Below are 25,778 nucleotides of genomic sequence, written 5' to 3'. Positions count from 1 at the left end.
TCCGCTCGCTCATTGTCGTACTACTTCCGCAGCTCGATGACGGTCTTGCCGATGCGGATCGGGGCTCCCAGCGGAATCGGTGTCGGGGTCGTCAGTCGGGTCCGGTCCAGGTACGTGCCGTTGGTGGAACCGAGGTCCTCGACGATCCACTGGCCGTCACGGTCCGGGTAGATCCTGGCATGCCTGCTGGACGCGTAGTCGTCGTCCAGCACGATGGTGGAGTCGTGCGCACGGCCCAGGGAGATGGTCTGGCCTTGGAGGGCGACGGTGGTACCGGTCAGCGAGCCCTCGGAGACCACCAGCTTGGTGGGGGCTCCGCGGCGCTGGCGGTTGTTGCCGCGGCCGCCTTCCTGGCGGCGCTGCTGTTGCTGCGGCGGCGCGGCCGCCTGGCGCTGCGCACGTGCTTCCTGCCCGCCGCGCCGCGCGGCACCGCGCTGTGTGACGCGCGTGCCGAACAGATCGCTGCGGATGACCTGAACGGCCACGATGACGAACAGCCACAGTACGGCGAGGAAACCCAACCGCATGACCGTGAGGGTCAGCTCTGACATGCTCCCCGCTTCACCCTTCGGCTTGCCGGTAAACGATGGTGGTACTGCCCACGACAATCCGCGAGCCGTCGCGGAGATTAGCGCGAGTGGTGTGCTGCCCGTCCACCACGATGCCGTTCGTGGAGCCCAGATCCTGGATCATGGGGGGCGTTCCGACCCGGATCTCACAGTGACGCCGGGAGACACCCGGGTCGTCGATCCGTACGTCGGCGTCGGTGCTGCGGCCCAGCACGAGCGTAGGGCGCGAGATCTGGTGGCGGGTGCCGTTGATCTCGATCCAGCGCCGCGTCTGTGCGTGAGGCTGCGGTCCGGCACCGGTGGGTGCCGTACGGGGTGCGGGCTGTGCGCCGCCGGGAGGCGGGGACGAGGGCATGGGGGGCGCGCTGACGTGCCCGCCGCCGGGCTGCCCGCCGCGGGGCACCGCGGCGGCGCGCTGGGCGGCCGCCGGGCCCGCGGGCTCCTGGGACGAGCTGGAGGCGAGCGTGCGGCTGCGGACGCGGTACAGGCCGGTGTCGAGATCGTCGGCCTTCTCCAGATGGACCTTGATCGAGCCCATGAAGGTGTAGCGCTGCTGCTTCGCGTAGTCGCGGACCATGCTCGAGAGCTCGTCGCCGAGCTGCCCGCTGTAGGGGCTCAGCCGCTCGTAGTCAGGGGTGCTCAGCTCGACGATGAAGTCGTTGGGGACGACCGTGCGGTCGCGGTTCCAGATGGTGGCGTTGTTGTCGCACTCGCGCTGCAGGGCGCCGGCGATCTCAACGGGCTGTACCTCGGACTTGAACACCTTGGCGAAGGTGCCGTTGACGAGACCTTCGAGACGCTGCTCGAAACGCTTCAGTACTCCCACGGGGCACCTCCTTCCTCAGTCTTCGTCGGGGTCGTCCTGATCGAGTCGTCCTGATACTGCTTACTGATCGTATCCACGCGTAGGGAAATCGGCTGGTTCCCCTTTCCCGCCTTGAGGACGAGTGTCGCCCCTCACAGGGTTGCCCGGTGCTTGTCTGCTCCTTGTCCACTGCTCGTGCACTGCGATCGTAGATGTGCCCCGAAGACAGTGTCCCGCAACCGCCCACCGATCCGGCCGGGCGGGGGCCGGAGTCGGTCGTGGCACGGAGCCCGCCCTTCCGGCCGGCCCGGAGGCAGGCCGGTGCGCGCGCTCCGGTTACGGCTACCGCGAGTGTGACCCCTCGGGGTGCTGCTCGGCCAATGCCCGAGGCACGGCGGGGTCCCGCCCGGAGGTCCCCGCGGGGCAGGGACCGGGGGAAAGGCGTGTGAAGGCACCCCCGTCAGCGTGCTAATCTTCTGGATGTCGGCAGGCGCTCGCACAAGACCCGGACGGAACACCCCGGATCGCGTGAGAGGATCAACCGGCAGCACCCATGCGCGGGTGGCGGAATAGGCAGACGCGCTGGATTCAGGTTCCAGTGCCCGAAAGGGCGTGGGGGTTCAACTCCCCCCTCGCGCACAGATGAGACCCCCGGTCTCCGGAGAAATCCGGCGGCCGGGGGTCTTTCGTTGTCTTCGTCACGTTGTTGTCTGCGTCACGCGGTTGCTTGTGTCACGCGTACGGGATGTCCGCGATGCGGGCCGGCCGGCCCGTCGGCCGGGGCGTTGTGAGGCCTACGTCACAGAATTGATCTTGGGCGCATTCTGGTCGCTGTGGCTTGTTGGCATCGGTGGGGGCGGCGGGGGTGAACCGGTCTTCCAGGTACGGGAGTTGGGTGCCTGCGGGTATGGGGCCGGGGCGGGGTGTGGTCCGGTGCTCCCCGGGGCGGGCGTGTGGAGCGGAGTGAGCGAGGGTTCCGCGGAGGCGGAGGCGGGGGCAGAGGCGGGGGCGGGGCCGGGTGCGGCTGCGCGGGGGGTCCGCGGAGGCCGTGTCCGGCGGCCTCCGCGGTCTCCGCCCGGCCGCACCCAGGGCCCGTGTGCCGGGGCCGTCTCAGGCGGCGATGCGCTCGGCGAGGGCCTTGGCCTTGGCCTTCGCGTCCTCGTGTGCCTTGTCGCGGGAGGTTTCGTACAGCGGGACCAGCTCGGCCATCGCCGGGTTGTTGGGGGCCATGGTCAGCTCGGGGACGATGAAGTCGACATCCAGGCCCAGCCCGCCGCTCAGCACGGCCTCCAGGTAGTTCTGGACGTACTCGAAGGGCTCACGGGGCGTGCCCGGCGCGTAGGAACCGCCGCGGCTGGCGACGACGGTGACCGGGGTGCCCTTGGCGGACGGCTGCTCGCCCGAGGTGCGGCCCATGAGGATCACCTGGTCGAGCCACGCCTTGAGCGTGGAGGGGATCGTGAAGTTGTACATCGGTGCGCCGATGACGATCGCGTCGGCCTGCTCCAGCTCCTCGGCGAGCTCGACGCGCAGTGCGAAGGCTGCCTGCTGCTCGGGGGAGTGGGTGGCCGGGTCGGAGAAGCCGGCGGAGGCGCCGACCGCGTCGAGGTGCGGCAGCGGGTCGGCGGCCAGATCGCGGTGGATGACCGTGCCGTCGGGGTGCTGCTCCTCCCAGGCCTTGCGGAAGGCCGCGGTGACCGAGCGGGAGGCGGAGCCGCCCTCGGGGAAGACGGAGGAGTCGATGAGCAGAAGTGTGGCCATGGGGATCGGTCCTTCGGTTCGCGGCCGGGCGGTGCGCGACCATTGGTTGAATTCCGTACGTCACTATTAATAGCACAGGAGCTTACTTTTCTGCAGTAGCCAACCGGAGGGCGGTACTCTGGGTGTATGGCGGACCACGGCGAGGCGATGTGCAGGCAGGTCGACGGCGGCATGACGCGCGTCTTCGAGCTGTTCGGGAAGCGCTGGACGGGGCTGATCGTCGCCACTCTCATGCCGGGCCCGGTGCACTTCGCCGATCTGCGGCGGGCCATCCCCGGGATCAGCGAGCGGATGCTCTCCGACCGCCTGATGGAGCTGTCGGCGACCGGCCTGGTCGTGCGCGAGGTGGACGCGGGGCCGCCGCTGCGGGTCTCCTACCGGCTGACGGAGGCCGGTCTGGCGATGGAGCCCTCGCTCAAGGAACTGGCGCGGTGGGCGGAGACGTATCTCAGCGATGGCGGGCAGTGTCCGGAGCGGTTTCGGAAGTAGGCGGGGGTAAGGGGCGGGGGCCTCGAGCGCGGGCCGGGGTGGGGTGTGGCAGAGGTGGGGCTCGGTCCGCGGGTGCTTCGTCCCGTCGAGGGCTTCGTCCTGTCGTGACGTTTGTCGTGCCCGCTCTGTCGTGACCCCTGTGGTTATCCGTGGCGTTCCTGGGCGGCGTTGTAGCGCTGCAGGTACGTCGCGAAGTGGATGGGGCTGGCGTATCTGGGCGCGTTCGCCGACCCGGCGCCGCACCACCTGCCCGTCGCGGTCGTCGGGTCGGGCCGCAGTGCACAGCTGCTCGCCCAGTCGATCAACGACAAGGCGGACGGTGGCCTGGAGGTACGGACCGTCGGCGACCGGTCGGCGGCGGTTGACCTGCTCGAGCATCAGGAGATCTTCGGCGCGTATGTGGGCAACGCCCATGGTGAGAAGGGCGCTTCCGGTGGGGCGGGTACGGCAGCGGGCTCGGGGGCGCAGGGTGCTTCGCGCGGGGTGCGTACACCGGGTGGGGCGGATTCGGCGGGCGCGTCGATGGGGCGGCACGGCGTCGGCGGGACGGCGGGCCCGACGCAGCCGGCGCCCGAGCTGTTGGTGGCGACCGCCGGGTCCGGCACCAGCGCAACCGTCGTACAGAAGGTCTTCGCCCCGGTCGCGGCACAGCAGGGCGCCCCCCTGAAGGTCACGGACGTGGTGCCGACGGCCGGGGATGACCCGACAGGTCAGGGCATCTTCTTCCTGCTGGTCGCGATCAGTATCGGTTCCTACGCCTCGGTCGCGGTGATCGGCGGCGCCGGAGCCGTGCTGCCGCTCCGGCTGCGGGCGGTGCTGGCGCTCGGTACGTCCCTCGTGGTCGGCCTGATCGGCACTGCGTTCGCTGGTCCGGTCTTCCACCTCGTCGACCACGGCTTGGCGGGTCTGGCGGGCATGGCCTGGCTCTACTCCGCCGGCATTCTGCTGATCGGCACCGGTCTGCACACCTTCCTCCGGCGCTGGACCACGCTCGGTGTGATGGCCCTCTTCGTGATGCTCAACTTCACCTCCTCCGGCGGAATTTTCCGCCCCGAAATGCAGAACGGGTTCTTCGCCGCGCTGCACTCCTTCTGGAACGGTGCGGGCTTCGTGGAAGGCACCCGCAGCCATGTCTACTTCGACGGCTTCGGCCTGTCCGGACACGTCTGGACGCTGGTGTGGTGGCTGGTCGCCGGCCTGGTGACGGTCGGTGCGGCGGCGCTGGCCGAGAGGCGGCGGCGTACCGCGGAGGCGGAGGCGGCGGCCAGTGCCGCGGCGGTGGCGGCGGCTGTGGTGCGAGCGACGGTGCCGGAGCCGGTTCCGGCACCATCGGCGGAGCGGAGCGGTGGGGCGGCGGCCGGGGCGCGGCCGGACGACTGGCGGGCTGCGGTTGCGGCTGCGGAGAGGGGGGTGGAGGAGGAGATGGAGGAGTTTGTGGGGGTGTAGGGAGGGGGTGGTTGGTTGGCTTTATGGAGGTGTGGCCGACGTGTGGGCGTGTGCCTTCAGCGGTTTGTGGAGCGATGCCCGGTGGGTGTGGTGGGGCTGGGGTCGGTGGTTCTGAAGCGGTGGCAGGGGCGGGGTCGCCGACTCCGGCGAGGCGTCAGGGGCGTCGGCTCCGTGGTCCTGACGAGACGTCAGGGATGGGGTCCGGTGGTCCGAAGGGGCGTCAGGGGCCGAGGTCGATGGTTCCGAAGAGTTATCCACAGGCTCTGCTGGCTGTGCGGGGATCTCGGTAACGTCATTGCCGTCGGCGCGCCGGGACCGTCCGTCACTGGTCGGGCCCGGTGGTGGTGATGCGGAAAACAGGGACACAAGAACGCAGTTCGTGAAGGGGGAGGTGGCCACCGTGTCGCGTGTGCCGTATGTACCGGGGTTTGCGAAGGTCGATACCCAGGGGCCGTCGCCCAAGGCAGTCGGGAAGGCACTGCGGGAGCGGCTTCCCCGTGCCGGGCAAGCCGCACTGTCGACCGCGGCCGGGCGACCGGATGCGGTGGCAGCGGTCGAGGCGTCCAATGCAGGCCGGCTGGCCGAGCTGACGCCGATACGGGTCGGCCGGATGGTCGCGAGCCCCTTCGCCTTTCTCCGCGGCTCGGCAGGGCTGATGGCCTACGACCTGACGGCCGATCCCGTCACCGGCATAGGTGCGCAGATCTGTGGAGACGCGCACGCCGCCAACTTCGGGCTCTACGGCGACGCCCGGGGCGGCCTGGTCATCGATCTCAACGACTTCGACGAGACCCTGTACGGCCCGTGGGAGTGGGATGTGAAACGGCTCGCCACGTCGATGGTGCTGGCGGGCCGGGAGGCGGGCGCGAGCGAGGATGACTGCCGCAAGGCCGCCCAGGACGCCGCGGGCGCGTACCGGCGCACGATGCGGCTGTTGGCGAAGCTGCCGGTGACCGAGGCGTGGAACGCGATCGCCGACGAGGAACTGGTCTCGCACACCGATGCCCGGGATCTGCTGGGGACGCTGGAACGGGTCGCGGAGAAGGCGCGCAAGAACACCAGCGCGCGGTTCGCGGCGAAGGCCACGGAGCAGACGGCGGACGGCGGCTGCCGGTTCGTGGACGCGCAGCCGGTGCTGCGGCGGGTGCCGGATGAGGAAGCGGCAGCCGTGGCCTCGTCGCTCTCCAGCTATCTGGACACGCTTCCCGAGGACCGGCTGCCCTTGCTGGCCCGGTACGCGGTGCATGACGTGGCCTTCCGCGTGGTCGGCACGGGCAGCGTGGGCTTGCGGTCGTATGTGGTGCTGCTGTTGGACCACCGGGGCGAGCCGCTGGTCCTGCAGGTGAAGGAGGCACGTGGTTCGGTGCTGGCGCCGTATGTGGAGAAGGCCGGCTTCCCGATGCCGCCGGTGATACATGAGGGGCGCCGGGTGGTGCTCGGGCAGCGCCGGATGCAGGTGGTCAGCGACATCCTGCTGGGCTGGACGACGGTGCAGGACATGGCGGCGCCCGGCTCGGGCGGCGAGATATCGGGTACCGCCCGAAGGGACGGACTGCCTTTCCAGGTCCGCCAGTTCAGAAACCGTAAGGGCAGCGTGGACCCGGCGCAGCTGTCCGACGACCAGCTGGACGACTACGCCCGGATGACCGGCGCCCTCTTGGCCCGAGCCCACGCACACAGCGCCGACCCGCGCCTGGTGGCCGGCTACTGCGGCAAGAACGAAGAACTCGACGAGGCCATGGCGAACTTCGCGGTGGCCTACGCGGACCGCACGGAAGCCGACCACGCAGCGCTGGCCGCGGCGGTGAAAAGCGGCCGGATCGCGGCAGAGATGGGGGTGTGAGAACGGAGGGCTCGCGTGCTGGGGCTCGGGGGCTCGGGCTCGCGTGCTCGGGCTGGTTCGGGAGGCTGGGTGCTGGGTGCTGGGTGCTGGGTGCCGGGTGCCGGGTGCCGGATGCCGGGAGCCGGGAGCCGGGAGCCGGGAGCCGGAAGCCGGGGGGCTGGGCCGGACCGGGGAGTGCGGCTGGCTTCCAGAGTCGGCTTTCGGGGTCGTACGAGCGGTGGGGGCGGGCGACTGTCCGATACGTCTGGGCTTGCGGGGCTGCGGCCTGTCGTGAGCGGGGCTCGGGCCGCTGCCACCAGCGGACTGTTGAGCTGCATCGCTTTAGAGGCGGGGCAGAGTGCGAGCTGGGGGCCTGACTGAGGTCGGCTGCTGGCGCTGGGCGCTGGGCCTGGGTGCCGAGAGTCGCTTGCCGGATGCCGGATGCCGGATGCCGGCTGTCGGATGGTTGGTGGCTGATCTCGGCTGGCTGGTTGGTTGGCCTGTTGATCAGCCGCTCAGCCGCTCAGCTCATCGGTCGGTCGATTGAGGGGCGGGAGGGGTGGGGAGGGGGGAGGGGCCCAGTCAGGAAAGGATCGGACGACCGTGGAGGGCCCGGTCCGGCATGGGCCGTACGCTGGCCGGGTGACGAACTCGCACACGGAGAACGCGCAGGACGGCCAGCACCGACCCGACGTTTCGGGAACCCCGGACGCCCAGGCCGACCCGCAGGCACCGGACGCCCGCGGCGGCGGTCAGGGCGCCCAGCTCGGTTACGGCGGTGGCCCGGAAGATCAGGTCGCGGGCCCCGAGGGGGAGGGTATGGACCCCGGTGAGCCGGCTGGTCCGCCTGCCGGTCAAACCGGAGCAGGGGCCGAGACGCCCACCCGTTCGGCCGGGGCAGGAGCGGCGCCAGGCCCGGGCGAGAGTCAGGATGAGCCAAGAGCCGAGCAGGGCGGCGCGCAGGATCAGCAGGCGGCGCAGGACGAGGCGACCAAGAGGCTGGCGAAGGCAGTGCTGGCTGCTGAGCAGGCGCTGATCGAGTTCGAGATCGCGGTGGAGACCTTCCGGGTGGAGGTCGAGAACTTCTCCCGCCTGCACCACCAGCGGCTCGGCCCCATGTACGCGCGGCTGGATGAGCTGGACGCGCAGATCGCCGAGGCGGTGGCAGCGCGTACAGGCGCCGCCGAGGACATCCGTAAGGCACAGGAGGCCCGGGCCTCGGTGCTGCCGATGCCGGAGGTTGAAGAGCTGTTCCACGGCTGGATGGGGTCGGACGGGCTGTTTCCGGAGGCGCAGGCGATGCTCACCGAACAGTCGGTGCAGCCGCCGCAGAAGGTGCGGCCCAGCGAGGAGGCTCGCAAGGTCTACCGCGACCTGGTGCGCAAGGCCCACCCCGACCTGGCGCGTGACGACGCGGAGCGGGCGCGGCGGGATGCGTTCATCGTGCGGGTCAATGCCGCGTACGCGCGGGGTGACGAGGCGGTGCTGCGTGAGTTGGCGCGGGAGTGGGAGACCGGTCCTGCGCCGGCCGAGGAGCGGCTCAGCGAGAGCGAGGAGCTCTACGCCCGGCTGGAGTGGCTGGCCGAGCGCAAGGAACTGCTGGCTGCCGTGGCCGCCGAGCTGGAGGAGAGCGCGATCGGCGCGATGATCAAGATGGCGCCGGAGGACCCGGACGCGCTGCTGGAGGAGATCGCCGAGAAGCTGCTCGCCGATGTTTCAGAACGCGAGACCTACCTCGCGCAGCTGGTCGGGTAGCGTCGGGACCATGCAATTTGGTTCTGTGCCCACGGTCGATGTCGACGCGCTCACGTCGGAGGACTTCCTCCTGGATGTGCGCGAGGACGACGAGTGGGAAGCGGGGCACGCCGAGGGTGCGCTGCACATCCCGATGAGCGAATTCGTTGCCCGATACGGCGAGCTGACCGAGGCGGCTCCGGCGGACGGCAAGGTGCATGTGCTGTGCCGGGTCGGCGGGCGTTCGGCGCAGGTCGCCCAGTATCTGATCCAGCAGGGCGTCGACGCGGTCAACGTCGCGGGCGGCATGCAGGCCTGGGAAGCCGCTGGCCGTCCCGTCTCGGACGGCAAGGGCGGCTCGGGGACGATCGTCTAGCCGGGAGCCGGGAGCCGGGAGCCGGGAGCCGGGAGCCGGGAGCCGGGAGCCGGGAGCCGGGAGCCGGGAGCCGGGAGCCGGGAGCCGGGACGAGGAGCAGCCGCTGTCCAGGCCACTTGCATCCCGGCGCCGGCCTCTCTGAGACCGGCGCTGGTTTCACGTGAAACCCGGCACCTAGGTACCCGATGCCCCCGGTGCGTGTGTGGAGTCTCTCCTCAGCCCAGCGGGTGGGCCGCGAGCAGGTCGCCGAGGGCCTCCTCGTGGGCGGCGGCGGAGCCGAGGGAGAGCTCGAGCTGTTTGGCCCAGGCGTGGTAGCGGTGCAGCGGATAGTCGGTGTCGGCGCCGAAACCGCCGTGCAGATGCTGGGCGGTCTGAACGACGCGGCGGACGCCCTCGGAGGCCCAGATCTTGGCGACTGCGACATCCCCTGCGGGCGGTAGCGGGCCGGCCGCGTCGGTGGTGATGCGCCAGGCCGCCTGCCAGAGGGTGGCCTCCATGGCGCGCAGGTCGATGAAGCGGTCGGCGGCCTGGACGGCGACGGCTTGGAAGGTGGCCACCGGGAATCCGAACTGTTCGCGCTTGCTGGTGTAGTCGCTGGTCATGGCGAGGACACGCTCGCCGAGCCCCAGGGCGAGTGCACAGGTGCCGGTGGTCAGAACGTTGCGCAGCGACGCCCAAGCGGTGGCATCGCTGATCGTTTCCTGGGCGCGGATGCGTACGGAGTCCAGGCGGACCTCGGCGTGGCGCTCACCGCTGGTGGATATCTGGTCGTCAAGCGTGACGCCGGGGTGGGTGCGGGGGACGAGGGCAAGGACCGCATGGCCTTCGGGGGTGTGGGCGGGAAGCAGGATCCGGTCCGCCATCTGGGCCCAGGGGACGGCAGTTTGGGTGCCGTCGAGGATCCAGTCGGCGCCCTCCGGGCGGGCTTGCACGGCGCGTTCGGCCGGTTCGTGCCCGGTGCGGCCGCCGGCGGCAGCGGTCACGACGAGGTCCCCGGTGGCGATCCGGGGGAGGACCTCCGCCCGTAGCCCATCGGCTCCGTAACGCTGGATGGTGAGTGCGGCGGCGCCGCACTCCAGCAGCGGGACGCGTGCCAGGACTTTGGCCGATTCGCGGAGGACGAGGCAGAGCGCGATGGCGTCCAGGCCTGTGCCGCCGTGCTCGGGCGCGATCGGCAGGCTCAGCAGATCGGCGTCGGCCAGCTTGCGCCACAGCGCTCGGTCGAAGTCGTCGGCGACGGCACCGGGGGCGAGTGCGGGGCTGGGCACGCTGTCCGGGGCGACCCCGGAGAAGACGGCCTTCGCGGCTTCGGCGGCGGCCTGCTGCTCCTCGGTGAAGGTGAAGTCCACTGGTTTGTCCTCCCACGCGGCGCCTCGAACTGACGAAGCGTCAAGGTAGAACAGGTTGCAGGAATTGGGAATGGTGAATGCGGTGGCAGGGCATGGGAGTTGAGCTTCGGGCCGGGGCTCACTGGCACGCGAGGCAGACTTTGTTGATCCGCCGCCCGGTGCGGGGCGGCGTGCGGCGCGGCCAGCGGGTATCACGGTGGGGCACGAGGGCCTTTCTGATGGCTGGTGCAGATGTCGCAATCCACGCCGAGCCGGAAAGCCTCCCCCATTTCAAGATCCGTTAGCCGAGACCTGCCTCATCCGTCCACAACCACCCCCGCCGGAACGTCTAGCGGTCGAAGTCCAGCTCGACCTTCTCTGTGACCGGGTGGGACTGGCAGGCCAGGACGTACCCCGCGTCGACCTCGTCGGATTCCAGGGCGAAGTTGCGGTCCATACGGACCTCGCCCGTGACCAGGAAGGCGCGGCAGGTGCCGCAGACGCCGCCCTTGCAGGCGTAGGGGGCGTCGGCGCGGTTGCGCAGGACCGCTTCGAGCAGCGATTCGCTGTCGTGGACCGGCCAGGTGCCGGAGCGGCCGTCGAGGGTGGCGGTCACGGTGCTGTGTGCGGGGGTGGCGACGGCGGGGGGTGCCGCGGCGCCGTTGTCGACGTGGAAGATTTCTTCGTGGATGCGGGTGCGGGGCACCCCCAGGCCCCGAAGGGCGCGTTCGGCTCCCTGGACCAGGCCATAGGGGCCGCAGAGGTACCAGCCGTCGACGGAGTCGATCGTCAGCAGGGCGGGCAGGAGGGAGCGCAGCCGGGGCTCGTCCAGGCGGCCGGAGGGCAGGCCGGCTTGTTGTTCCTCGCGGGAGAGGGTGTGGATGAGCTGGAAGCGCTGGGGATAGCGGTCTTTGAGGTCGGCCACCTCCTCCAGGAACATCGTCGACGCCGCCGTGCGGTCGCTGCGGATGAGGCAGAAGTGGGCGTCCGGCTGCTGGGCGAGCAGGGTGGCGGCGATCGACAGCACGGGAGTGATGCCGCTGCCACCGACGATGCCGACGAAGTGGCCGGGGCGCGGGTCGAGGGTGAACCGGCCGGCCGGGGCCATGACCTCGACCGTGTCGCCGACCGCCAGTTCCTTGAGCGCGTATGTCGAGAAGGCGCCGTCCTCGACGAGGCGGATGCCCACGCGCAGCACCGGCTCGTCGGTGGCCGGGGTGCAGATGGAGTACGTGCGGCGGATCTCTTGGCCGTCGACCAGTCTGCGCAGAGCGATGTGCTGCCCGGGGGCGTGCCGGAAGGTGGTACGCAACTCGGGCGGGACCGTGAAGGTGACGGCCACCGCATCGTCCGTGAGCCGCTCGATCTCCCGGACCTGGAGCGGGTGGAACATCACAACTCCTTGAAGTGGTCGAAGGGTTCGCGGCAGGACTCACAGCGGCGCAGTGCCTTGCACGCAGTGGAGGAGAACCGGCTCAGCAGGGTGGTGTCGGTCGATCCGCAGTGCGGGCAGCGGAGAGTGAGGTCGACCGAGACCGGCCCGCCGGCCGGCCCCGTGGGGCGTGGGGGGGCGATGCCGAATTCGGCGAGCTTGCGGCGGCCCTCGGCGGTGATCGCGTCCGTGGTCCACGGGGGGCTGAGGACCGTGCGGACCGTGACCTCGGGGATGCCGTGGTCGTGCAGCACCCGCTCTATGTCGGCCGACATCGCCTCGATGGCGGGGCAGCCGGTGTAGGTGGGGGTGAGCAGCACCTCGACCCGGCCCGGCGCCGTCAGCTGCACACCGCGCAGTACGCCCAGTTCGGCGAGGCTGAGCACGGGCAGCTCGGGGTCGGGAACGGAGCCGGCCAGCGCCCGCAGTTCCTCTTCGAGGGCTGTGGTGGTCACCATGTCGCCCCTGGGTGGCTGCGGTGGAGGTGCTGCATCTCGGCGAGCATCCGTCCGAACGGTTCGGTGTGCAGGCCTTGGCGGCCCGCGCCGGCCGTCCAGGCGCCGTGCCGGGGGCCTTCGGGGACTGTGAGCGTCGCTTGCTCCAGGGTGCTGGTGATGCGTGCGGTCCAGCTGTCGTGCAGGCTCGGCCAGGGCACCGTCTCCAGGCCCTCCACCGGCTCGAACAGTTCGCCGGTGAAGCGCCAGAGGGCGTCCACCGCGCGTTGCATCCGGGTATGGCTCTCGTCGGTGCCGTCGCCCAGGCGCAGTGTCCACTGGTGGGCGTGGTCGCGGTGGTAGGCGACCTCCTTGACGGCCTTTCCGGCCAGTGGCGCCAACTCGCTTTCCGTGGAGGCGAGATGGTCGAAGAGCAGCTCCTGGTAGGTGGAGAAGTAGAGCTGGCGGGCGATGGTGTGGGCGAAGTCGCCGTTGGGCTGCTCGACGAGCTGGACGTTGCGGAACTGTCGCTCCTCGCGCAGATAGGCCAGCTCGTCCTCGTCGCCGGCCAGGGAGAGCAGTATGCGGGCCTGGCCGAGCAGATCCAGCGCGATATTGGCCAGTGCGACCTCCTCCTCCAGGACCGGGGCGTGGCCGGCCCACTCGCCCAGGCGGTGGGAGAGGATCAGGGCGTCGTCCCCGAGGGGCAGGGCCGGGGTGGCGGTGATGTTCATCAAAGGTGATGCACCCCGTCCGGGATCTCGTAGAAGGTCGGGTGACGGTAGGGCTTGTCGCCGGCCGGCTCGAAGAAGGCATCCTTCTCGTCGGGCGAGGAGGCAGTGATCTGCGCGGAGGGCACCACCCAGAGGGACACGCCTTCCGAGCGGCGGGTGTAGAGGTCCCGGGCGTTGCGCAGCGCCATCTCGGCGTCCGGCGCGTGCAGGCTTCCGGCATGGGTGTGCGAGAGGCCGCGGCGGCTGCGTACGAAGACTTCCCACAGGGGCCAGTCGCCGGGCCGGGGGGCGGTGCCCGCGGCGGCTGTGGGGGTCTCGGCGGGGCGTGGTGTGGTCATCGGCTGGCCTTCCCGTGCTTGGCCGCGTGTGCGGCGGCTGCGTCGCGCACCCAGGCACCTTCCTCGTGTGCCTGCCGCCGGCGGCTGATCCGCTGTTCGTTGCAGGGGCCGTTGCCCTTGAGGACCTCGCGGAACTCGGCCCAGTCGATCGGGCCGAATTCCCAGTGGCCGCGCTCGTCGTTCCACGTCAGATCCGGGTCGGGGAGGGTGAGCCCGAGGGCCTCTGCCTGGGGGACGCAGATGTCCACGAAGCGCTGGCGCAGCTCGTCGTTGGAGTGCCGTTTGATCTTCCAGGCCATGGACTGCGCGGAGTGCGACGACTCGTCGTCGGGCGGGCCGAACATCATCAGCGACGGCCACCACCAGCGGTTCACCGCGTCCTGCGCCATGGCGCGCTGGGCGTCGGTGCCGCGGCTGAGGGTCAGCAGGAGTTCGTAGCCCTGGCGCTGGTGGAAGGACTCCTCCTTGCAGACGCGGACCATCGCGCGGGCGTAGGGGCCGTACGAGCAGCGGCACAGGGGGACCTGGTTGGTGATCGCCGCGCCGTCCACGAGCCAGCCGATCGCTCCGACGTCGGCCCAGGTCAGGGTCGGGTAGTTGAAGATCGAGGAGTACTTCTGGCGGCCGGAGTGCAGCTTGTCGAGCAGCTCGTCGCGGCTGGTGCCCAGGGTCTCGGCGGCGCTGTAGAGATACAGGCCGTGGCCGGCCTCGTCCTGCACCTTCGCCATCAGGATCGCTTTGCGGCGCAGGGACGGCGCGCGGGTGATCCAGTTGGCCTCCGGCTGCATGCCGATGATCTCGGAGTGGGCGTGCTGCGCTATCTGCCGCACGAGAGTCGAGCGGTAGGCGTCCGGCATCCAGTCCCGCGGCTCGATGCGCTCGTCCGCGGCCACGGTGGCGTCGAATACGGCCTCGCGGGCCGTGTCTTCCGGCGCGATCGTCGTCATGTGGTGCCCCCTCGCTGCTCCCGACCGACCGATCGTTCGGTTCAATGGTGAGTGGGCGGCCCGCGGGTGTCAAGCCTGTGGATAACGCGGGTGAGGGTGTGCCCGGCGCGGCCGCGTAGGTACCGTTCCGGAGCGGAGTCGACCGCATGGATTCTGGGAACGGGGCGGGAATGCAGTCATACGGGGACGAATCGCGGCCATTGGCTGCGCTCTCGCTGCCCTCGCGGATCGTCATCGGTGTGGCGGCGTGTGCCCTCGCGGTCGTCGTCGCGATTCATCTCGCCATGATGTTTTTGCACGTCGCGCCGTCGAACACGCTCAGCCGGCAGCAGGGCGCGCTGATCAGCGACTATGTGTATCCCGAGTACGAACAGAACTGGAAGCTGTTCGCGCCCAACCCCCTCCAGCAGAACATCGCGGTCCAGGTCCGCGGGCAGCTGCGCACCGAGGACGGCGCCGTGCGGACCACCGGCTGGACCGATCTGACCGCCCGCGACGGCCGCGCCATCCTCCACAACCCGCTGCCCAGCCACACCCAGCAGAACCAGCTGCGCCGCGCCTGGGAACTCTTCAGCAGCAGCCACAACGCGCAGAACCGTCCGGTCGGCCCGCGCGGTGAGCTGTCCGAGCGCTACATCCGGCGGCTCGTTCTGCTGCGGATGGAGGGCGAGTGGACCAGGGGCGGCGGTCGCGTCGAGCAGATCCAGGTCCGCTCGCAGACGACCGCGGTCACCCCGCCGTCGTGGAGCTCCGAGAAGATCAGCGACAAGCCCGTGTTCCGCGTGCTGCCCTGGTGGCAGGTCACCGCAGACGACCTGCCCGAGGGGGCGAAGCACCAGTGACGTCACCGACGCCCCAGCAGCCTCAGCAGACGCCGGACGACCGGCAGCCGCCGCACCCCACGGAGCCGACCGACGTGCCTCAGCAAGCACAGGCACCACAGACGTCCCAGGCAGCCTCCCTCTATGAGGAGACCCGCATCGAGCGCGCCATAGGCCGCGGCTTCGGGCGCGTCACCGCACGGGCGCTGGCCCAGTACCAGACCGCCGTGATCCGGATCGGCTTCTCGGCGACCTGGCTGCTGTTCCTGCTGCGCGAATGGCCGCACCGCGCGGTGCTCTACGGGCCCGACAGCCCCTGGAACCTCGACATGGCGCGCCGGCTCCTGGCCGGCAACCACGCCTTCTCCGTGCTGCCCTGGTCCGACAGCCGCGGCTGGTTCGAGTGTGTCTACCTCCTGGCCGTCGTGTCCGCCGCGCTGCTGATGCTCGGCTGGCGCACCCGCACCATGTCGGTGCTCTTCATGGTGGGCGTGCTCTCGCTGCAGAACCGCAGCATCTTCATAGGGGACGGCGGCGACAACGTCATCCACCTGATGTCGATGTATCTCGTGCTGACCCGGTGCGGCCAGGTCTGGTCGCTGGACGCACGTCGCGCCAAGAGGGCCGCGGCCGGTACGCCCGCCTCCGGTGCGGACGAAGCCGCCGGCGCCCCCGCTGCCCCCCGTGACCTGCCCGGAGTCGCCCTGTGGGCCGTGCTCGGCCTCGCTCTGGCCGTCGCCCAGCTGAACGGCGGCTACGGCCTCACCTGGTTCGGGGACGGCCCGTTCCCGCACATCGGTTGGAGTCTGGTGCTGTGGGGGCTGTGGCTGACCCATGGCCTGTGGTGGGCGGTGCAGCAGTACGCCCCGGGCGAGCCGCGGATTGTCCTGGACACCCTCGCCAAGCTTGCCCACAACGGCGCACTGCTGGTGATCATGGTCGAGGTGTGCCTGATCTACGCCACAGCCGGCTGGTACAAGATCCAGGGGAACCGCTGGCAGGACGGCACCGCGGTCTACTACCCGATGCACCTGGACTACTTCTCCCCCTGGCCGGGGCTGTCCGAGCTACTCGGCAGCAACGGCGTGATGATCATGCTGATCACCTACGGCACGGTGATGGTGCAGGTCGCGTTCCCGTTCACGGTCTTCAACCGCCGGCTGAAGAATGTGCTGCTGGTCGTGATGATCTGCGAGCACCTCTCGATCGCGGTCCTGCTCGGACTGCCGTTCTTCTCGCTCGCGATGATCACTGCGGACGCGGTCTTCCTGCCGACGAATTTCCTCACCTGGCTCTCCGCGCGCGTCTCCGGCCTGCGGGAACGGCTGTTCCCGCGCGGCCCGAAGCTCGGGTCGGGCCTCGGTGCCGGGGGTGGTGAGCCGCCGGCCCGTACGGAGCAGGGCGGTGGTGGCCATACGCTCGTGGGGTGAGCAGCGAGAAAACCGCCCCCGCCGAGCCCCTCCAGTACGACGAGGGGTACGGGACCCAGATCGGCGTCGGACCGCACCCGGAGCCCTGGCCGCAGGACGACCGGCTCGACCCCGAGCTGCTCGCGCACGGCGACCGCCGCAACGTCGTGGATGAGTACCGCTACTGGAGGCGGGAGGCGATCGTCGCGGATCTCGACACGCGCCGCCATGACTTCCATGTGGCCGTCGAGAACTGGGGCCACGACTTCAACATCGGCTCGGTGGTACGGACCGCGAACGCCTTCCTGGCCAAGGAGATCCATATCGTCGGGCAGCGCCGCTGGAACCGCCGCGGCGCGATGGTGACCGACCGCTACCAGCACGTCCGCCACCACCCGGACACCGCGGATCTGACCGCCTGGGCGGCGGCCGAGGAGCTGCCGATCATCGGGATCGACAATCTCCCCGGCTCCGTGCCGCTGGAGACGACCGAGCTGCCGCGGCGTTGTGTGCTGCTCTTCGGCCAGGAGGGGCCGGGACTGACCGAGGAGGCACGCCGGCACGCCTCGCTGGTCTGCTCGATCGCGCAGTTCGGCTCGACCCGTTCGATCAACGCGGGGGCCGCGGCCGCCATCGCGATGCATGCCTGGATCGGCCGCCATGCGCGGATCGAGGGGCCACCGGCCCGCTGACCGGGAGGTGAGAGGCCCGGAAGAACGCCCCGGGCCCCCGTCCTGCCCCGGCAGCCGTCATGCCTGCCGCCGCACCTCCACCGTCCGGAAGCGGTTCGCCACAAAGGCGCCGTCGCACAGCACCGCATTGGCCGCCGGGTTGCCGCCCGAGCCGTGGAAGTCCGAGAACGCCGCGGTCTGGTTCACATAGACCCCGCCGGTCAGATTCAGCGACAGCTGGGCGCACTCCTCCAGACAGGCCTCCTCCACCAGCTGCTCGACCTCGGCGGAGGTGGTGTACGCGCCGACCGTCATGGCGCCCTTGTCGCGGACCGTGCGCCGCAGCAGATCCACCGCGTCGGCCGCGGAATCGACGGCCACCGCGAAGGACACCGGGCCGAAGCACTCCGACAGATAGGCCGCCTCGTCATCCGGCTTGGCCCCGTCCAGCTTGACGATCACCGGGGTGCGGACCGTGGCCCCGGGGAATTCGGGGTTGGCCACCTCGCGGGAGGCCAGCGCCACCTCCCCGATCCCGGCCGCCGCATCGATCCGCTCCTTGACCTGCGGATTGACGAGGGCGCCCAGCAGGGCGTTGGCCCGCGCATCATCGCCCAGCAGTCCGCTCACCGCGGCCGCGAGATCGCTGACGACCTCGTCGTACGACTTGGGCCCGGAGTCCGTGGTGATGCCCTCGCGCGGGATCAGCAGATTCTGCGGGGTGGTGCACATCTGGCCGCTGTAGAGCGACAGCGAGAAGGCGAGGTTGCCGAGCATGCCCTTGTAGTCGTCGGTGGAGTCGATGACGACGGTGTTGACGCCGGCCTTCTCCGTGAAGACCTGCGCCTGCCGGGCATGCGTCTCCAGCCACTCGCCGAAGGCGGTCGAACCGGTGTAGTCGATGATGCGGACCTCGGGGCGGACGGCCAGGGTCTTGGCCAGGCCCTCCCCCGGCTTGTCCACGGCCAGGCACACCAGATCGGCGGGGAAGCCGGCGTCTTCGAGCACCTCGCGGGCCACCTTGACGGTCAACGCCAGCGGCAGCACGGCCCGCGGATGGGGCTTGACCAGCACCGGGTTGCCGGTGGCCAGGGAGGCGAACAGGCCCGGATAGCCGTTCCACGTCGGGAAGGTGTTGCAGCCGATCACCAGGGCGACGCCGCGCGGCACGGGCGTGAAGCTCTTGCTCAGCTCCAGCGGATCGCGCTTGCCCTGCGGCTTGGACCACGGCGCCTGCTGCGGGGTGCGGACCTGCTCGGCGTACGCATACGCCACCGCCTCCAGGCCGCGGTCCTGGGCATGCGGCCCGCCCGCCTGGAACGCCATCATGAAGGCCTGCCCGCTGGTGTGCATCACGGCCTGGGCGAACTCATGGGTGCGCGCGCTGATCCGGGCCAGGATCTCCAGGCACACCGCCGCCCGCGCCTCGGGGCCGGCGTCCCGCCAGACCGGGAGCGCGGCGCGCATGGCCGGCAGCAGGACCTCCGCATCCGGATGCGGATAGGTGATGCCCAGCTCCGGTCCGTACGGGGAGACCTCCCCGCCCGTCCAGTCGTCGGTGCCGGGCTGGTCGAGCTCGAACCGCTTGCCGCGCAGCGCCTCGAAGGCGGCCAGCCCGTCGGGTGCGGCGGTCTCGCCGTACGCCTTCGGGTGCTCGGGGTGCGGGGACCAGTACGCGCGGGTGCTGATCGCTTCCAGCGTCCGGTCGAGGGTCGGGCGGTGCTTCTCGATCAACTGCGCTGCGGTCATTTCGGCGGCCATCGAAGACCAACTCCTCGTCGAGCCGGGCGGAGAGTGGACAGGGGCTGGGTGCGCACAGGGCAACGGAGTTAGAGTAACCGAACGATCGGTCGGGGCAAGAGGGCCCGGCCCGCCTGTGGAAAAGTCGGTCGGGGAGGATCAGCTGGCATGACGGCAATCGGGACCAGCAACACCGTGGCAGTGGTGGGTACCGGCACCATGGGACAGGGAATTGCGCAGGTGGCGCTGGTCGCCGGCCATCGCGTACGGCTCTATGACACGGCCCCTGGGCGCGCCGGGCAGGCCGCCGGGGCGATCGTGCGGCGGCTGGACCGCCTCGTCGAAAAGGGCCGGATCTCTGCGGCCGGCCGGGACGCCGCCGCCGGCCGGCTCTCCCCCGCCGCGGAGCTCGCGGAACTGGCCGACGCGTCGCTGGTCATCGAGGCGATCCTGGAACAACTCCCCGCCAAACAGGAGCTGTTCACCGCCCTGGAGGGCATCGTGGCGGTGGACTGCCTGCTGGCCACCAACACCTCCTCGCTGTCCGTGACGGCCGTCGCGGGACGGCTGCGCCACCCCGGCCGCTGCGTGGGGCTGCACTTCTTCAACCCCGCGCCGCTGCTGCCCCTGGTCGAGGTGGTCAGCGGCTTCGCCACCGACGAGACGGCCGCCGCCACCGCGTACGACACCGCCGCGGCCTGGGGAAAGAAGCCGGTGCGCTGCGCCGACACCCCGGGGTTCCTCGTCAACCGCATCGCCCGCCCCTTCTACGCCGAGGCCCTGCGTGCCTACGAGGAGCGGACCGCCGACCCCGCCACCGTCGATGCGGTGCTGCGCGACGGCACCGGTTTCAAGATGGGGCCCTTCGAGCTGACCGACCTCATCGGGCAGGACGTGAACGAGGCGGTCACCCACTCCGTGTGGAACGCCTTCTTCCAGGACCCGAAGTTCGCGCCCTCGCTGGCGCAGCGCCGACTGGTGGAGTCCGGACTGCACGGCCGCAAGTCGGGGCGCGGCTGGTTCGACTACGCCGAGGGCGCCCGCCGGCCCGCGCCGCAGACCGCCGGCCCCTGCCCGGCACCGGGGTCCGTCGCCCTGCACGCGACGCTGCCCGGCCCGGCGGCGGTGCTGCCGGAGCTGATCGAGGAAGCGGGCATCAAGATCACCCGGGACGGCGCGCTGTCCGGGCCGGAGGGCGTGATCGGGCTGCCCGGCGGAGCCTGTCTGGCGCTCACCAACGGTCGTCCGGCGACGACCCGGGCCGACGGCAGGTACATCCGCTTCGATCTGTCGCTCGACTACCGGGCCGCGACCTGGATCGCCCTGGCCGCCTCGGCGGACGCCTCCGAGGCGGACCTCGCGGAGGCCGTGGGGCTCTTCCAGGCGCTCGGCAAACAGGTCAGCGTGATCGACGACGTGCCCGGCATGATCGCCGCGCGGACGATCGCAATGATCATCGACTTCGCCGTGGACGCGGCGGCCCGGGGGGTGGCGACCTCCGAGGACATCGACACCGCCATGCGGTTGGGCGTGAACTATCCCGGCGGCCCTCTGGAGTGGGCCGAGCGGCTTGGCGCCCGGTGGGTGTGGGATCTGCTGGACGCGATGTATCACCACAACGCCGGCGGACGCTATGCACCGTCCTGGGCGCTGAGGCGCCGTGCGGACCTCGAGGAGTAGGTGCTCTAATCATGACCATGGCCAAGCGCGACACCTATACGCCCGATTCGCTGCTCGCGGTCGCCGTCGAGGTGTTCATCGAGCGCGGCTACGACGGCACCTCCATGGAGCACCTCTCCAAGGCGGCCGGCATCTCGAAGTCCTCGATCTACCACCATGTGCGCAGCAAGGAAGAGCTGCTGCGCCGCGCCATAAGCCGCGCCCTGGACGGGCTCTTCGGTGTGCTGGAGGAGCCGGGCGCGCTCCAGGGGCGGGCGATCGAGCGGCTGGAGCACGTCACCCGGCGGGTGGCCGAGGTGCTGATGGACGAACTCCCCTATGTGACGCTGCTGTTGCGGGTGCGGGGAAATACGGACACCGAGCGGTGGGCCATGGAACGCCGCCGGGAGTTCGACCACGAGGTGTCCGATCTGCTCAAGCGGGCCGCCGCCGACGGCGACCTGCGGGACGACGTGGACATCCGGCTGGCCACCAGGCTGCTCTTCGGCATGATCAACTCGATTGTGGAGTGGTACCGGCCGGGGCGCGGCGGCGCGGCGAGTCGTGACGAGGTCGCCGACGCCGTGGTGCGTACGGCTTTCGCGGGGCTGCGCAAGCCCTGAGGCGCCCGCCGGGCCTCCCCCGGCCCGCCGGGCAGGCCCCCGGCGGGGTCAGTCTCCCTCGGGCCCGAGGTCGGTCTCCTCGAAGACCAGCAGCGTGCGGGTGCTGAGCACTTCCGGGATCGACTGGATCCGGGTGAGAACAAGCTCCCGCAGTTCACGGTTGTCCTTGGTGTGGACCAGCAGCAGTACATCGAAATCGCCGCTGACCAGCGCGATGTGGGTGGCTCCGGGCAGCGCGGTGAGCTGCTTGCGCACGGTGCGCCAGGAGTTCTGCACGATCTTCAGCGTGATGTACGCGGAGGCGCCCTGACCTGCGCGTTCCTGGTCGACCAGGGCGCTGAAGCCGCGGATCACGCCGTCGTCCAGCAGCCGGTTGATCCGTGCGTAGGCGTTGGCGCGCGAGACATGCACCCGCTCGGCCACGGAGCGTATCGAGGCGCGTCCATCGGTCTGCAGCATGCGCAGGATCGAGCGGTCGATGGTGTCCAGTGGGCGCGCGGGCGGGACGGGCGCGGCGCCGTCCGTCGGCGGCTGCCCGCCGGACGGTGTCTGCGCACCGGAATTGGCCATCTGTTCGTCCGGCATGTGCTCCCGCCTCCCCTTTGTGGACGCCCTGCCTTCATCTCAAGCTGTGGAGAACCGTTTGTCCACAGGCTGAACCCACCCGTAGCCAAAATGCATCAGCGACCGAACAATCGGTAGGGCAGGGTGAACCCGCCCTGACCGAATGCATCCTGCCCACCCGCCGTGTGCCCACCACCCCCATGAGGCGCATCGCGCCACCCCTTCGATCCGAGGAGGTGCTCGACATGACGGTCCTTGAGCAGCCCGGCAGCAGCAGGAACACGAGCAGCCTGGCCGGCCCGCCGCCTTCCTGGCGGCCGCGCACCGACCCCGCGCCTCTCCTGCCCGACGCGGAGCCGTACCGCCTCCTGGGGACGGACGCCGCCGCCCGGCTCGACTCCGGACTGCTGACCCGGCTGTACGCCCAGCTGGTGCGCGGCCGCCGGTACAACGCGCAGGCCACGGCCCTGACCCGGCAGGGACGCCTGGCGGTTTATCCGTCCTCCACGGGACAGGAGGCCTGCGAGGTCGCCGCGGCGCTGGCCCTCGAAGAGCGGGACTGGCTCTTCCCGAGCTACCGCGACACCCTCGCCGCAGTGGTCCGCGGCCTCGACCCCGTCCAGGCGCTGACCCTGCTGCGCGGCGACTGGCACAGCGGCTACGACCCGCACGAACACCGCATCGCCCCCCTGTGCACCCCGCTCGCCACCCAGCTCCCGCACGCCGTGGGCCTGGCGCACGCCGCCCGGCTCAAGGGCGACGAGGTGGTGGCGCTGGCGATGGTCGGCGACGGCGGCACGAGCGAGGGCGACTTCCACGAGGCGCTGAATTTCGCGGCCCTCTGGCAGGCGCCGGTGGTCTTCCTCGTCCAGAACAACGGCTTCGCGATCTCCGTGCCGCTCGCCAAGCAGACCGCCGCACCGTCCCTCGCCCACAAGGCGGTCGGCTACGGCATGCCGGGCCGCCTGGTCGACGGCAATGACGCACCCGCGATGCACGAGGTGCTCACCGAGGCCGTGCAGCGGGCCCGCCGGGGCGGCGGCCCCACCCTGGTCGAGGCCGTCACCTACCGCATCGAGGCGCACACCAACGCCGACGACGCCACCCGCTACCGCAGCGAGGCCGAGGTCGAGACCTGGCGGGCACACGACCCGATAGCCCTCCTGGAGCGTGAGCTCGCATCCCGCGATCTGCTGACCGACGCATTCGTCGGCGACACCCGGGAGAGCGCCGAGCAGCTGGCGGCCGATCTCCGGGAGCGGATGAACGCCGACCCGGAGCTGGACCCGATGGACCTGTTCACCCACGTATTCGCCGAGCAGACCAGCCAACTGCGTGCCCAGGCCGCCCAGTTGCGCGCCGAGCTGGACGCCGAGGGCGCCGGACACACCGAGGACGCGGCGGGTGCCGGCGGCGGTGCCGAGGAGGCCAGGCCATGACGACCACCGTTCCGGCGATCACGCGCAAGCCCGCCACCATGGCGCAGGCGCTGACCCGCGCCATGCGCGACGCGATGGCCGACGATCCGTCCGTCCACGTCATGGGCGAGGACGTCGGCACCCTGGGCGGCGTCTTCCGGGTCACCGACGGCCTCGCTAAGGAATTCGGCGAGGACCGCTGCACGGACACCGCGCTCGCCGAGGCCGGCATCCTGGGCACCGCCGTCGGCATGGCGATGTACGGGCTGCGGCCGGTCGTCGAGATGCAGTTCGACGCGTTCGCCTACCCGGCGTTCGAGCAGCTGATCAGCCATGTCGCCCGGATGCGCAACCGCACCCGCGGGGCCCTGACGATGCCGCTGACCATCCGCGTCCCTTACGGCGGCGGGATCGGCGGGGTCGAGCACCACAGCGACTCCTCCGAGGCGTACTACCTCGCCACTCCGGGCCTCCAGGTCGTCACGCCGGCGACCGTCGAGGACGCTTACGGGTTGCTGCGGGCCGCCATCGCCTCCGACGACCCCGTCGTCTTCCTGGAGCCCAAGCGGCTGTATTGGTCGAAGGCCGACTGGTCGCCCGATGCACCCACCGAGGTCGCCCCGCTGGGGCGCGCCGCGGTCCGGCGCCGCGGCAGCAGCGCCACCCTCATCACGTACGGCCCGTCGCTCCCGGTCTGCATGGAGGCCGCCGAGGCTGCCCGGGCCGAGGGCTGGGACCTGGAAGTGGTCGATCTGCGCTCGCTGATGCCGTTCGACGACGACACCGTCTGCGCCTCGGTGCGGCGCACCGGGCGGGCCGTGGTCGTCCATGAGTCCAACGGGTTCGGCGGTCCCGGCGGGGAGATCGCCGCACGGATCACCGAGCGCTGTTTCCACCACCTGGAGGCGCCGGTGCTGCGCGTCGCCGGGTTCGACATCCCCTATCCGCCCCCCATGCTGGAGCGGCACCATCTGCCGGGCGTGGACCGGATCCTGGACACCGTCGCCCGCCTCCAGTGGGAGTCGGACTGGACCGCCGGAGGTGGTGAGTGATGGCCGTGGTCCGTGAATTCACCCTGCCCGACCTGGGGGAGGGCCTCACCGAGGCGACGATCGTCCACTGGCTGGTCGAGGTCGGCGAGGTGGTGGCCATCGACCAGCCGGTGGTGGAGGTCGAGACCGCCAAGGCGATGGTGGAGGTGCCCTGCCCCTACGGAGGGGTGGTGACCGCCCGCTTCGGCGAGGAGGGGGCGGAAGTCCCGGTGGGCGCACCGCTGGTGACGGTCGCGGTGGGGGCGGTTCCGGACGATCTGGCGGGAGCCGTCCCCGGTGCGGAGCCGGGCTCCGGGACGGGTGCCCAGGGCGGTGCGCCCGAGGCGGCCGCGACGCCCGCTTCGTCCGCGGAGGAGGCGGATTCCGGGTCCGGGAACGTGCTCGTCGGGTACGGCACCGGCGCGGCGGCGGCGCGGCGGCGCCGGATCCGTCCTGGGGGAGCGAGCCCCATGGGCGGAGCGCAGCGGCCGCCCGGAGGGGCGGCGAACGGACCGGCCGGGGCCGCAGCGGCCGATCATGCGCCAGGTGGCTCGGGCGGGGCGCACGCCGAGCCGGCCGCCGTGGGAGCGGCCGGTACCACCGGCGCGGACGGGGCCGCCGGAGCCGGGGCGGAGGAGGCCGGCAGCCGTACGGTGGCCGTCATCTCCCCGCTTGTGCGCCGGATAGCGCGGGAAAACGGTCTGGATCTGAGTGAGGTGACGGGCTCCGGACGCGATGGGCTGATTCTGCGTACGGATGTGGAGTGCGCGATCCGGGAGCTGCGGGAGCGGGAGCTGCCGCGGGTCGTGCCCCTCCCCGGGGCTGTGCCGCCTGCCGTGCCCACCCCCGGGGCCGCGAGGCCCACCGGGGCGGCGGCCGGGGCCGGTGCCCTGCCGGAGGAGGAGCGGATCCCGCTGAAGGGGATGGTCGGTGCGGCCGCGGAGAAGTTCAGCCGCAGCCGCCGGGAGATCCCCGAGGCGACCTGCTGGGTGGACGCCGATGCCACCGAACTCCTCGCCGCCCGCAGGGCGATGAATGTGCCGGGCGCCCCCAAGGTGTCGCTGCTCGCCCTGCTGGCCCGGATCTGTACGGCCGCCCTCGCGCGCTTTCCCCAGCTCAACGCCACTGTCGACACCAAGGCCCAGGAGATCGTGCGGCTGCCCGCCGTCCATCTGGGCTTCGCGGCGCAGACCGAGCGCGGCCTGGTGGTGCCGGTGGTACGGGACGCGCATGCCCGTACGGTCGAGGATTTGTCCGCGGAGATCGCCCGGCTCACCGAAACCGCCCGGGCAGGCGGACTCTCCCTGGCCGAGCTGACACACGGCACCTTCACCCTCAACAACTACGGCGTCTTCGGCGTCGACGGCTCCACGCCGATCATCAATCACCCGGAGGCGGCGATGCTCGGCGTCGGCCGGATAGCCGCCAAACCCTGGGTGCACGAAGGCGAGTTGGCTGTCCGGCAGGTCGTGCAGCTCTCGCTCACCTTCGATCACCGGGTGTGCGACGGCGGCACGGCAGGCGGCTTCCTGCGGTTCGTGGCCGACTGCGTGGAACAGCCCGCACTGCTGATACGGACGTTGTGACCGGCGCGCGGCCGGCGAGGGCGAGCCGGCCGGCAACGGCG

General features: G+C 71.0%; 24 protein-coding genes and 1 tRNA gene. 14 read left to right on the top strand and 11 right to left on the bottom strand.

What is annotated here, in order from left to right:
* Positions 1-20: 20 nt before the first annotated feature.
* Together BKA18_RS18325 and BKA18_RS18320 are read right to left on the bottom strand one after the other, a co-directional pair.
* Positions 21-551 carry an FHA domain-containing protein FhaB/FipA gene (locus tag BKA18_RS18325; protein ID WP_006604457.1) on the bottom strand — a complete coding sequence of 177 codons (531 nt, stop codon included), beginning with the start codon at positions 549-551 and terminating at the stop codon, positions 21-23.
* Between the two features lie 10 nt (positions 552-561).
* A complete protein-coding gene (locus tag BKA18_RS18320; protein ID WP_366047938.1) occupies positions 562-1,395 on the bottom strand; it encodes an FHA domain-containing protein in 834 nt (277 codons plus the stop codon).
* A gap of 534 nt (positions 1,396-1,929) precedes the next feature.
* Between BKA18_RS18320 and BKA18_RS18315 the strand changes: the two genes are divergently transcribed.
* Positions 1,930-2,013 (top strand) — tRNA-Leu (locus BKA18_RS18315).
* 471 nt (positions 2,014-2,484) lie between these two features.
* On the opposite strand, the gene BKA18_RS18310 is transcribed toward BKA18_RS18315, so the two are convergent.
* The gene (locus BKA18_RS18310) at positions 2,485-3,135 is read right to left on the bottom strand and encodes an FMN-dependent NADH-azoreductase (protein ID WP_366047939.1); all 651 of its coding nucleotides are present in this window, start codon (positions 3,133-3,135) and stop codon (positions 2,485-2,487) included.
* A 126-nt stretch (positions 3,136-3,261) separates the two neighbouring features.
* Between BKA18_RS18310 and BKA18_RS18305 the strand changes: the two genes are divergently transcribed.
* From BKA18_RS18305 to BKA18_RS18285, 5 genes are all read left to right on the top strand, one after another.
* Entirely contained in the window at positions 3,262-3,624 is a 363-nt protein-coding gene (locus tag BKA18_RS18305; protein ID WP_006604460.1) for a winged helix-turn-helix transcriptional regulator, read from the top strand.
* A 198-nt stretch (positions 3,625-3,822) separates the two neighbouring features.
* On the top strand, positions 3,823-5,070 hold the full coding sequence (locus tag BKA18_RS18300; protein WP_366047940.1) for an ABC transporter permease: 1,248 nt from the start codon (positions 3,823-3,825) through the stop codon (positions 5,068-5,070).
* 400 nt (positions 5,071-5,470) lie between these two features.
* On the top strand, positions 5,471-6,913 hold the full coding sequence (locus tag BKA18_RS18295) for a DUF2252 domain-containing protein (protein ID WP_429638346.1): 1,443 nt from the start codon (positions 5,471-5,473) through the stop codon (positions 6,911-6,913).
* A 621-nt stretch (positions 6,914-7,534) separates the two neighbouring features.
* A complete protein-coding gene (locus tag BKA18_RS18290) occupies positions 7,535-8,647 on the top strand; it encodes a J domain-containing protein (RefSeq protein WP_366047942.1) in 1,113 nt (370 codons plus the stop codon).
* A 10-nt stretch (positions 8,648-8,657) separates the two neighbouring features.
* The gene (locus tag BKA18_RS18285; protein ID WP_239013191.1) at positions 8,658-9,002 is read left to right on the top strand and encodes a rhodanese-like domain-containing protein; all 345 of its coding nucleotides are present in this window, start codon (positions 8,658-8,660) and stop codon (positions 9,000-9,002) included.
* Positions 9,003-9,217: 215 nt separating this feature from the next.
* Here BKA18_RS18285 and BKA18_RS18280 read toward each other — a convergent pair whose 3' ends face one another.
* The 6 genes from BKA18_RS18280 to paaA form a co-directional block, all read right to left on the bottom strand.
* The gene (locus tag BKA18_RS18280) at positions 9,218-10,351 is read right to left on the bottom strand and encodes an acyl-CoA dehydrogenase family protein (protein WP_366047943.1); all 1,134 of its coding nucleotides are present in this window, start codon (positions 10,349-10,351) and stop codon (positions 9,218-9,220) included.
* A gap of 328 nt (positions 10,352-10,679) precedes the next feature.
* On the bottom strand, positions 10,680-11,723 hold the full coding sequence (paaE, locus tag BKA18_RS18275; RefSeq protein ID WP_366047944.1) for a 1,2-phenylacetyl-CoA epoxidase subunit PaaE: 1,044 nt from the start codon (positions 11,721-11,723) through the stop codon (positions 10,680-10,682).
* Positions 11,723-12,220, bottom strand: coding sequence for a 1,2-phenylacetyl-CoA epoxidase subunit PaaD (gene paaD, locus BKA18_RS18270; RefSeq protein ID WP_366047945.1), 498 nt, complete (start codon positions 12,218-12,220; stop codon positions 11,723-11,725). Before paaD ends, paaE begins: the two co-directional genes overlap by 1 nt.
* Complete coding sequence (gene paaC, locus BKA18_RS18265) at positions 12,214-12,930, bottom strand: 1,2-phenylacetyl-CoA epoxidase subunit PaaC (RefSeq protein ID WP_366047946.1); 717 nt, start codon at positions 12,928-12,930, stop codon at positions 12,214-12,216. Before paaC ends, paaD begins: the two co-directional genes overlap by 7 nt.
* Positions 12,930-13,268 carry a 1,2-phenylacetyl-CoA epoxidase subunit PaaB gene (gene paaB / locus BKA18_RS18260; protein ID WP_366047947.1) on the bottom strand — a complete coding sequence of 113 codons (339 nt, stop codon included), beginning with the start codon at positions 13,266-13,268 and terminating at the stop codon, positions 12,930-12,932. Before paaB ends, paaC begins: the two co-directional genes overlap by 1 nt.
* Positions 13,265-14,215, bottom strand: a complete 951-nt coding sequence (gene paaA / locus BKA18_RS18255; protein WP_366047948.1) for a 1,2-phenylacetyl-CoA epoxidase subunit PaaA — start codon at positions 14,213-14,215, stop codon at positions 13,265-13,267. The genes paaB and paaA overlap by 4 nt, the downstream gene beginning before the upstream one ends.
* Positions 14,216-14,385: 170 nt before the next feature.
* Between paaA and BKA18_RS18250 the strand changes: the two genes are divergently transcribed.
* The 3 genes from BKA18_RS18250 to BKA18_RS18240 are packed head-to-tail and all read left to right on the top strand — an operon-like array spanning position 14,386 to position 17,137.
* On the top strand, positions 14,386-15,057 hold the full coding sequence (locus BKA18_RS18250; RefSeq protein WP_040898868.1) for a DUF5819 family protein: 672 nt from the start codon (positions 14,386-14,388) through the stop codon (positions 15,055-15,057).
* Positions 15,054-16,466 carry an HTTM domain-containing protein gene (locus BKA18_RS18245; RefSeq protein WP_429638345.1) on the top strand — a complete coding sequence of 471 codons (1,413 nt, stop codon included), beginning with the start codon at positions 15,054-15,056 and terminating at the stop codon, positions 16,464-16,466. The genes BKA18_RS18250 and BKA18_RS18245 overlap by 4 nt, the downstream gene beginning before the upstream one ends.
* Positions 16,463-17,137 carry a TrmH family RNA methyltransferase gene (locus tag BKA18_RS18240; protein ID WP_006604475.1) on the top strand — a complete coding sequence of 225 codons (675 nt, stop codon included), beginning with the start codon at positions 16,463-16,465 and terminating at the stop codon, positions 17,135-17,137. The genes BKA18_RS18245 and BKA18_RS18240 overlap by 4 nt, the downstream gene beginning before the upstream one ends.
* Positions 17,138-17,194: 57 nt before the next feature.
* On the opposite strand, the gene paaN is transcribed toward BKA18_RS18240, so the two are convergent.
* Entirely contained in the window at positions 17,195-18,877 is a 1,683-nt protein-coding gene (gene paaN / locus BKA18_RS18235; protein ID WP_366047950.1) for a phenylacetic acid degradation protein PaaN, read from the bottom strand.
* A 147-nt stretch (positions 18,878-19,024) separates the two neighbouring features.
* Here paaN and BKA18_RS18230 point away from each other — a divergent pair, with 147 nt between their 5' ends.
* Positions 19,025-20,536, top strand: a complete 1,512-nt coding sequence (locus BKA18_RS18230) for a 3-hydroxyacyl-CoA dehydrogenase (protein ID WP_366047951.1) — start codon at positions 19,025-19,027, stop codon at positions 20,534-20,536.
* Positions 20,537-20,547: 11 nt separating this feature from the next.
* Positions 20,548-21,138: a TetR/AcrR family transcriptional regulator gene (locus tag BKA18_RS18225; protein ID WP_006604478.1), complete on the top strand. Its 591-nt coding sequence runs from the start codon at positions 20,548-20,550 to the stop codon at positions 21,136-21,138.
* A 48-nt stretch (positions 21,139-21,186) separates the two neighbouring features.
* Here BKA18_RS18225 and BKA18_RS18220 read toward each other — a convergent pair whose 3' ends face one another.
* On the bottom strand, positions 21,187-21,723 hold the full coding sequence (locus BKA18_RS18220; protein WP_006604479.1) for an Lrp/AsnC family transcriptional regulator: 537 nt from the start codon (positions 21,721-21,723) through the stop codon (positions 21,187-21,189).
* A gap of 224 nt (positions 21,724-21,947) precedes the next feature.
* Here BKA18_RS18220 and pdhA point away from each other — a divergent pair, with 224 nt between their 5' ends.
* From pdhA to BKA18_RS18205, 3 genes are read left to right on the top strand one after another with little or no spacing between them, the layout of a single operon-like run.
* Positions 21,948-23,141: a pyruvate dehydrogenase (acetyl-transferring) E1 component subunit alpha gene (gene pdhA, locus BKA18_RS18215; protein WP_366047952.1), complete on the top strand. Its 1,194-nt coding sequence runs from the start codon at positions 21,948-21,950 to the stop codon at positions 23,139-23,141.
* Positions 23,138-24,172, top strand: coding sequence for an alpha-ketoacid dehydrogenase subunit beta (locus BKA18_RS18210; protein WP_366047953.1), 1,035 nt, complete (start codon positions 23,138-23,140; stop codon positions 24,170-24,172). The genes pdhA and BKA18_RS18210 overlap by 4 nt, the downstream gene beginning before the upstream one ends.
* Positions 24,172-25,737 (top strand): dihydrolipoamide acetyltransferase family protein, encoded by a 1,566-nt coding sequence (locus BKA18_RS18205; protein WP_366047954.1) that lies wholly within the window; start codon positions 24,172-24,174, stop codon positions 25,735-25,737. The genes BKA18_RS18210 and BKA18_RS18205 overlap by 1 nt, the downstream gene beginning before the upstream one ends.
* The last annotated feature ends 41 nt before the right edge of the window (positions 25,738-25,778 follow it).

The organism is Streptomyces auratus, from assembly GCF_050433025.1.
Lineage (GTDB): Bacteria > Actinomycetota > Actinomycetes > Streptomycetales > Streptomycetaceae > Streptomyces > Streptomyces sioyaensis.
The sequence above is the reverse complement of the archived record's forward strand: the minus strand, read 5'-3'. Positions and strand labels throughout refer to the sequence as shown.

Bases quoted from the DNA above. Each gene is read 5' to 3' on its own strand.
- BKA18_RS18325 (WP_006604457.1), bottom strand. From the start codon at position 551: ATGTCAGAGCTGACCCTCACGGTCATGCGGTTGGGTTTCCTCGCCGTA.
- BKA18_RS18310 (WP_366047939.1), bottom strand. From the start codon at position 3,135: ATGGCCACACTTCTGCTCATCGACTCCTCCGTCTTCCCCGAGGGCGGC.
- BKA18_RS18305 (WP_006604460.1), top strand. From the start codon at position 3,262: ATGGCGGACCACGGCGAGGCGATGTGCAGGCAGGTCGACGGCGGCATG.
- BKA18_RS18300 (WP_366047940.1), top strand. From the start codon at position 3,823: ATGGGGCTGGCGTATCTGGGCGCGTTCGCCGACCCGGCGCCGCACCAC.
- BKA18_RS18285 (WP_239013191.1), top strand. From the start codon at position 8,658: ATGCAATTTGGTTCTGTGCCCACGGTCGATGTCGACGCGCTCACGTCG.
- paaE (WP_366047944.1), bottom strand. From the start codon at position 11,723: ATGTTCCACCCGCTCCAGGTCCGGGAGATCGAGCGGCTCACGGACGAT.
- paaD (WP_366047945.1), bottom strand. From the start codon at position 12,220: ATGGTGACCACCACAGCCCTCGAAGAGGAACTGCGGGCGCTGGCCGGC.
- paaC (WP_366047946.1), bottom strand. From the start codon at position 12,930: ATGAACATCACCGCCACCCCGGCCCTGCCCCTCGGGGACGACGCCCTG.
- paaB (WP_366047947.1), bottom strand. From the start codon at position 13,268: ATGACCACACCACGCCCCGCCGAGACCCCCACAGCCGCCGCGGGCACC.
- paaA (WP_366047948.1), bottom strand. From the start codon at position 14,215: ATGACGACGATCGCGCCGGAAGACACGGCCCGCGAGGCCGTATTCGAC.
- BKA18_RS18250 (WP_040898868.1), top strand. From the start codon at position 14,386: ATGCAGTCATACGGGGACGAATCGCGGCCATTGGCTGCGCTCTCGCTG.
- paaN (WP_366047950.1), bottom strand. From the start codon at position 18,877: ATGGCCGCCGAAATGACCGCAGCGCAGTTGATCGAGAAGCACCGCCCG.
- BKA18_RS18230 (WP_366047951.1), top strand. From the start codon at position 19,025: ATGACGGCAATCGGGACCAGCAACACCGTGGCAGTGGTGGGTACCGGC.
- BKA18_RS18225 (WP_006604478.1), top strand. From the start codon at position 20,548: ATGACCATGGCCAAGCGCGACACCTATACGCCCGATTCGCTGCTCGCG.
- BKA18_RS18220 (WP_006604479.1), bottom strand. From the start codon at position 21,723: ATGCCGGACGAACAGATGGCCAATTCCGGTGCGCAGACACCGTCCGGC.
- pdhA (WP_366047952.1), top strand. From the start codon at position 21,948: ATGACGGTCCTTGAGCAGCCCGGCAGCAGCAGGAACACGAGCAGCCTG.
- BKA18_RS18210 (WP_366047953.1), top strand. From the start codon at position 23,138: ATGACGACCACCGTTCCGGCGATCACGCGCAAGCCCGCCACCATGGCG.
- BKA18_RS18205 (WP_366047954.1), top strand. From the start codon at position 24,172: ATGGCCGTGGTCCGTGAATTCACCCTGCCCGACCTGGGGGAGGGCCTC.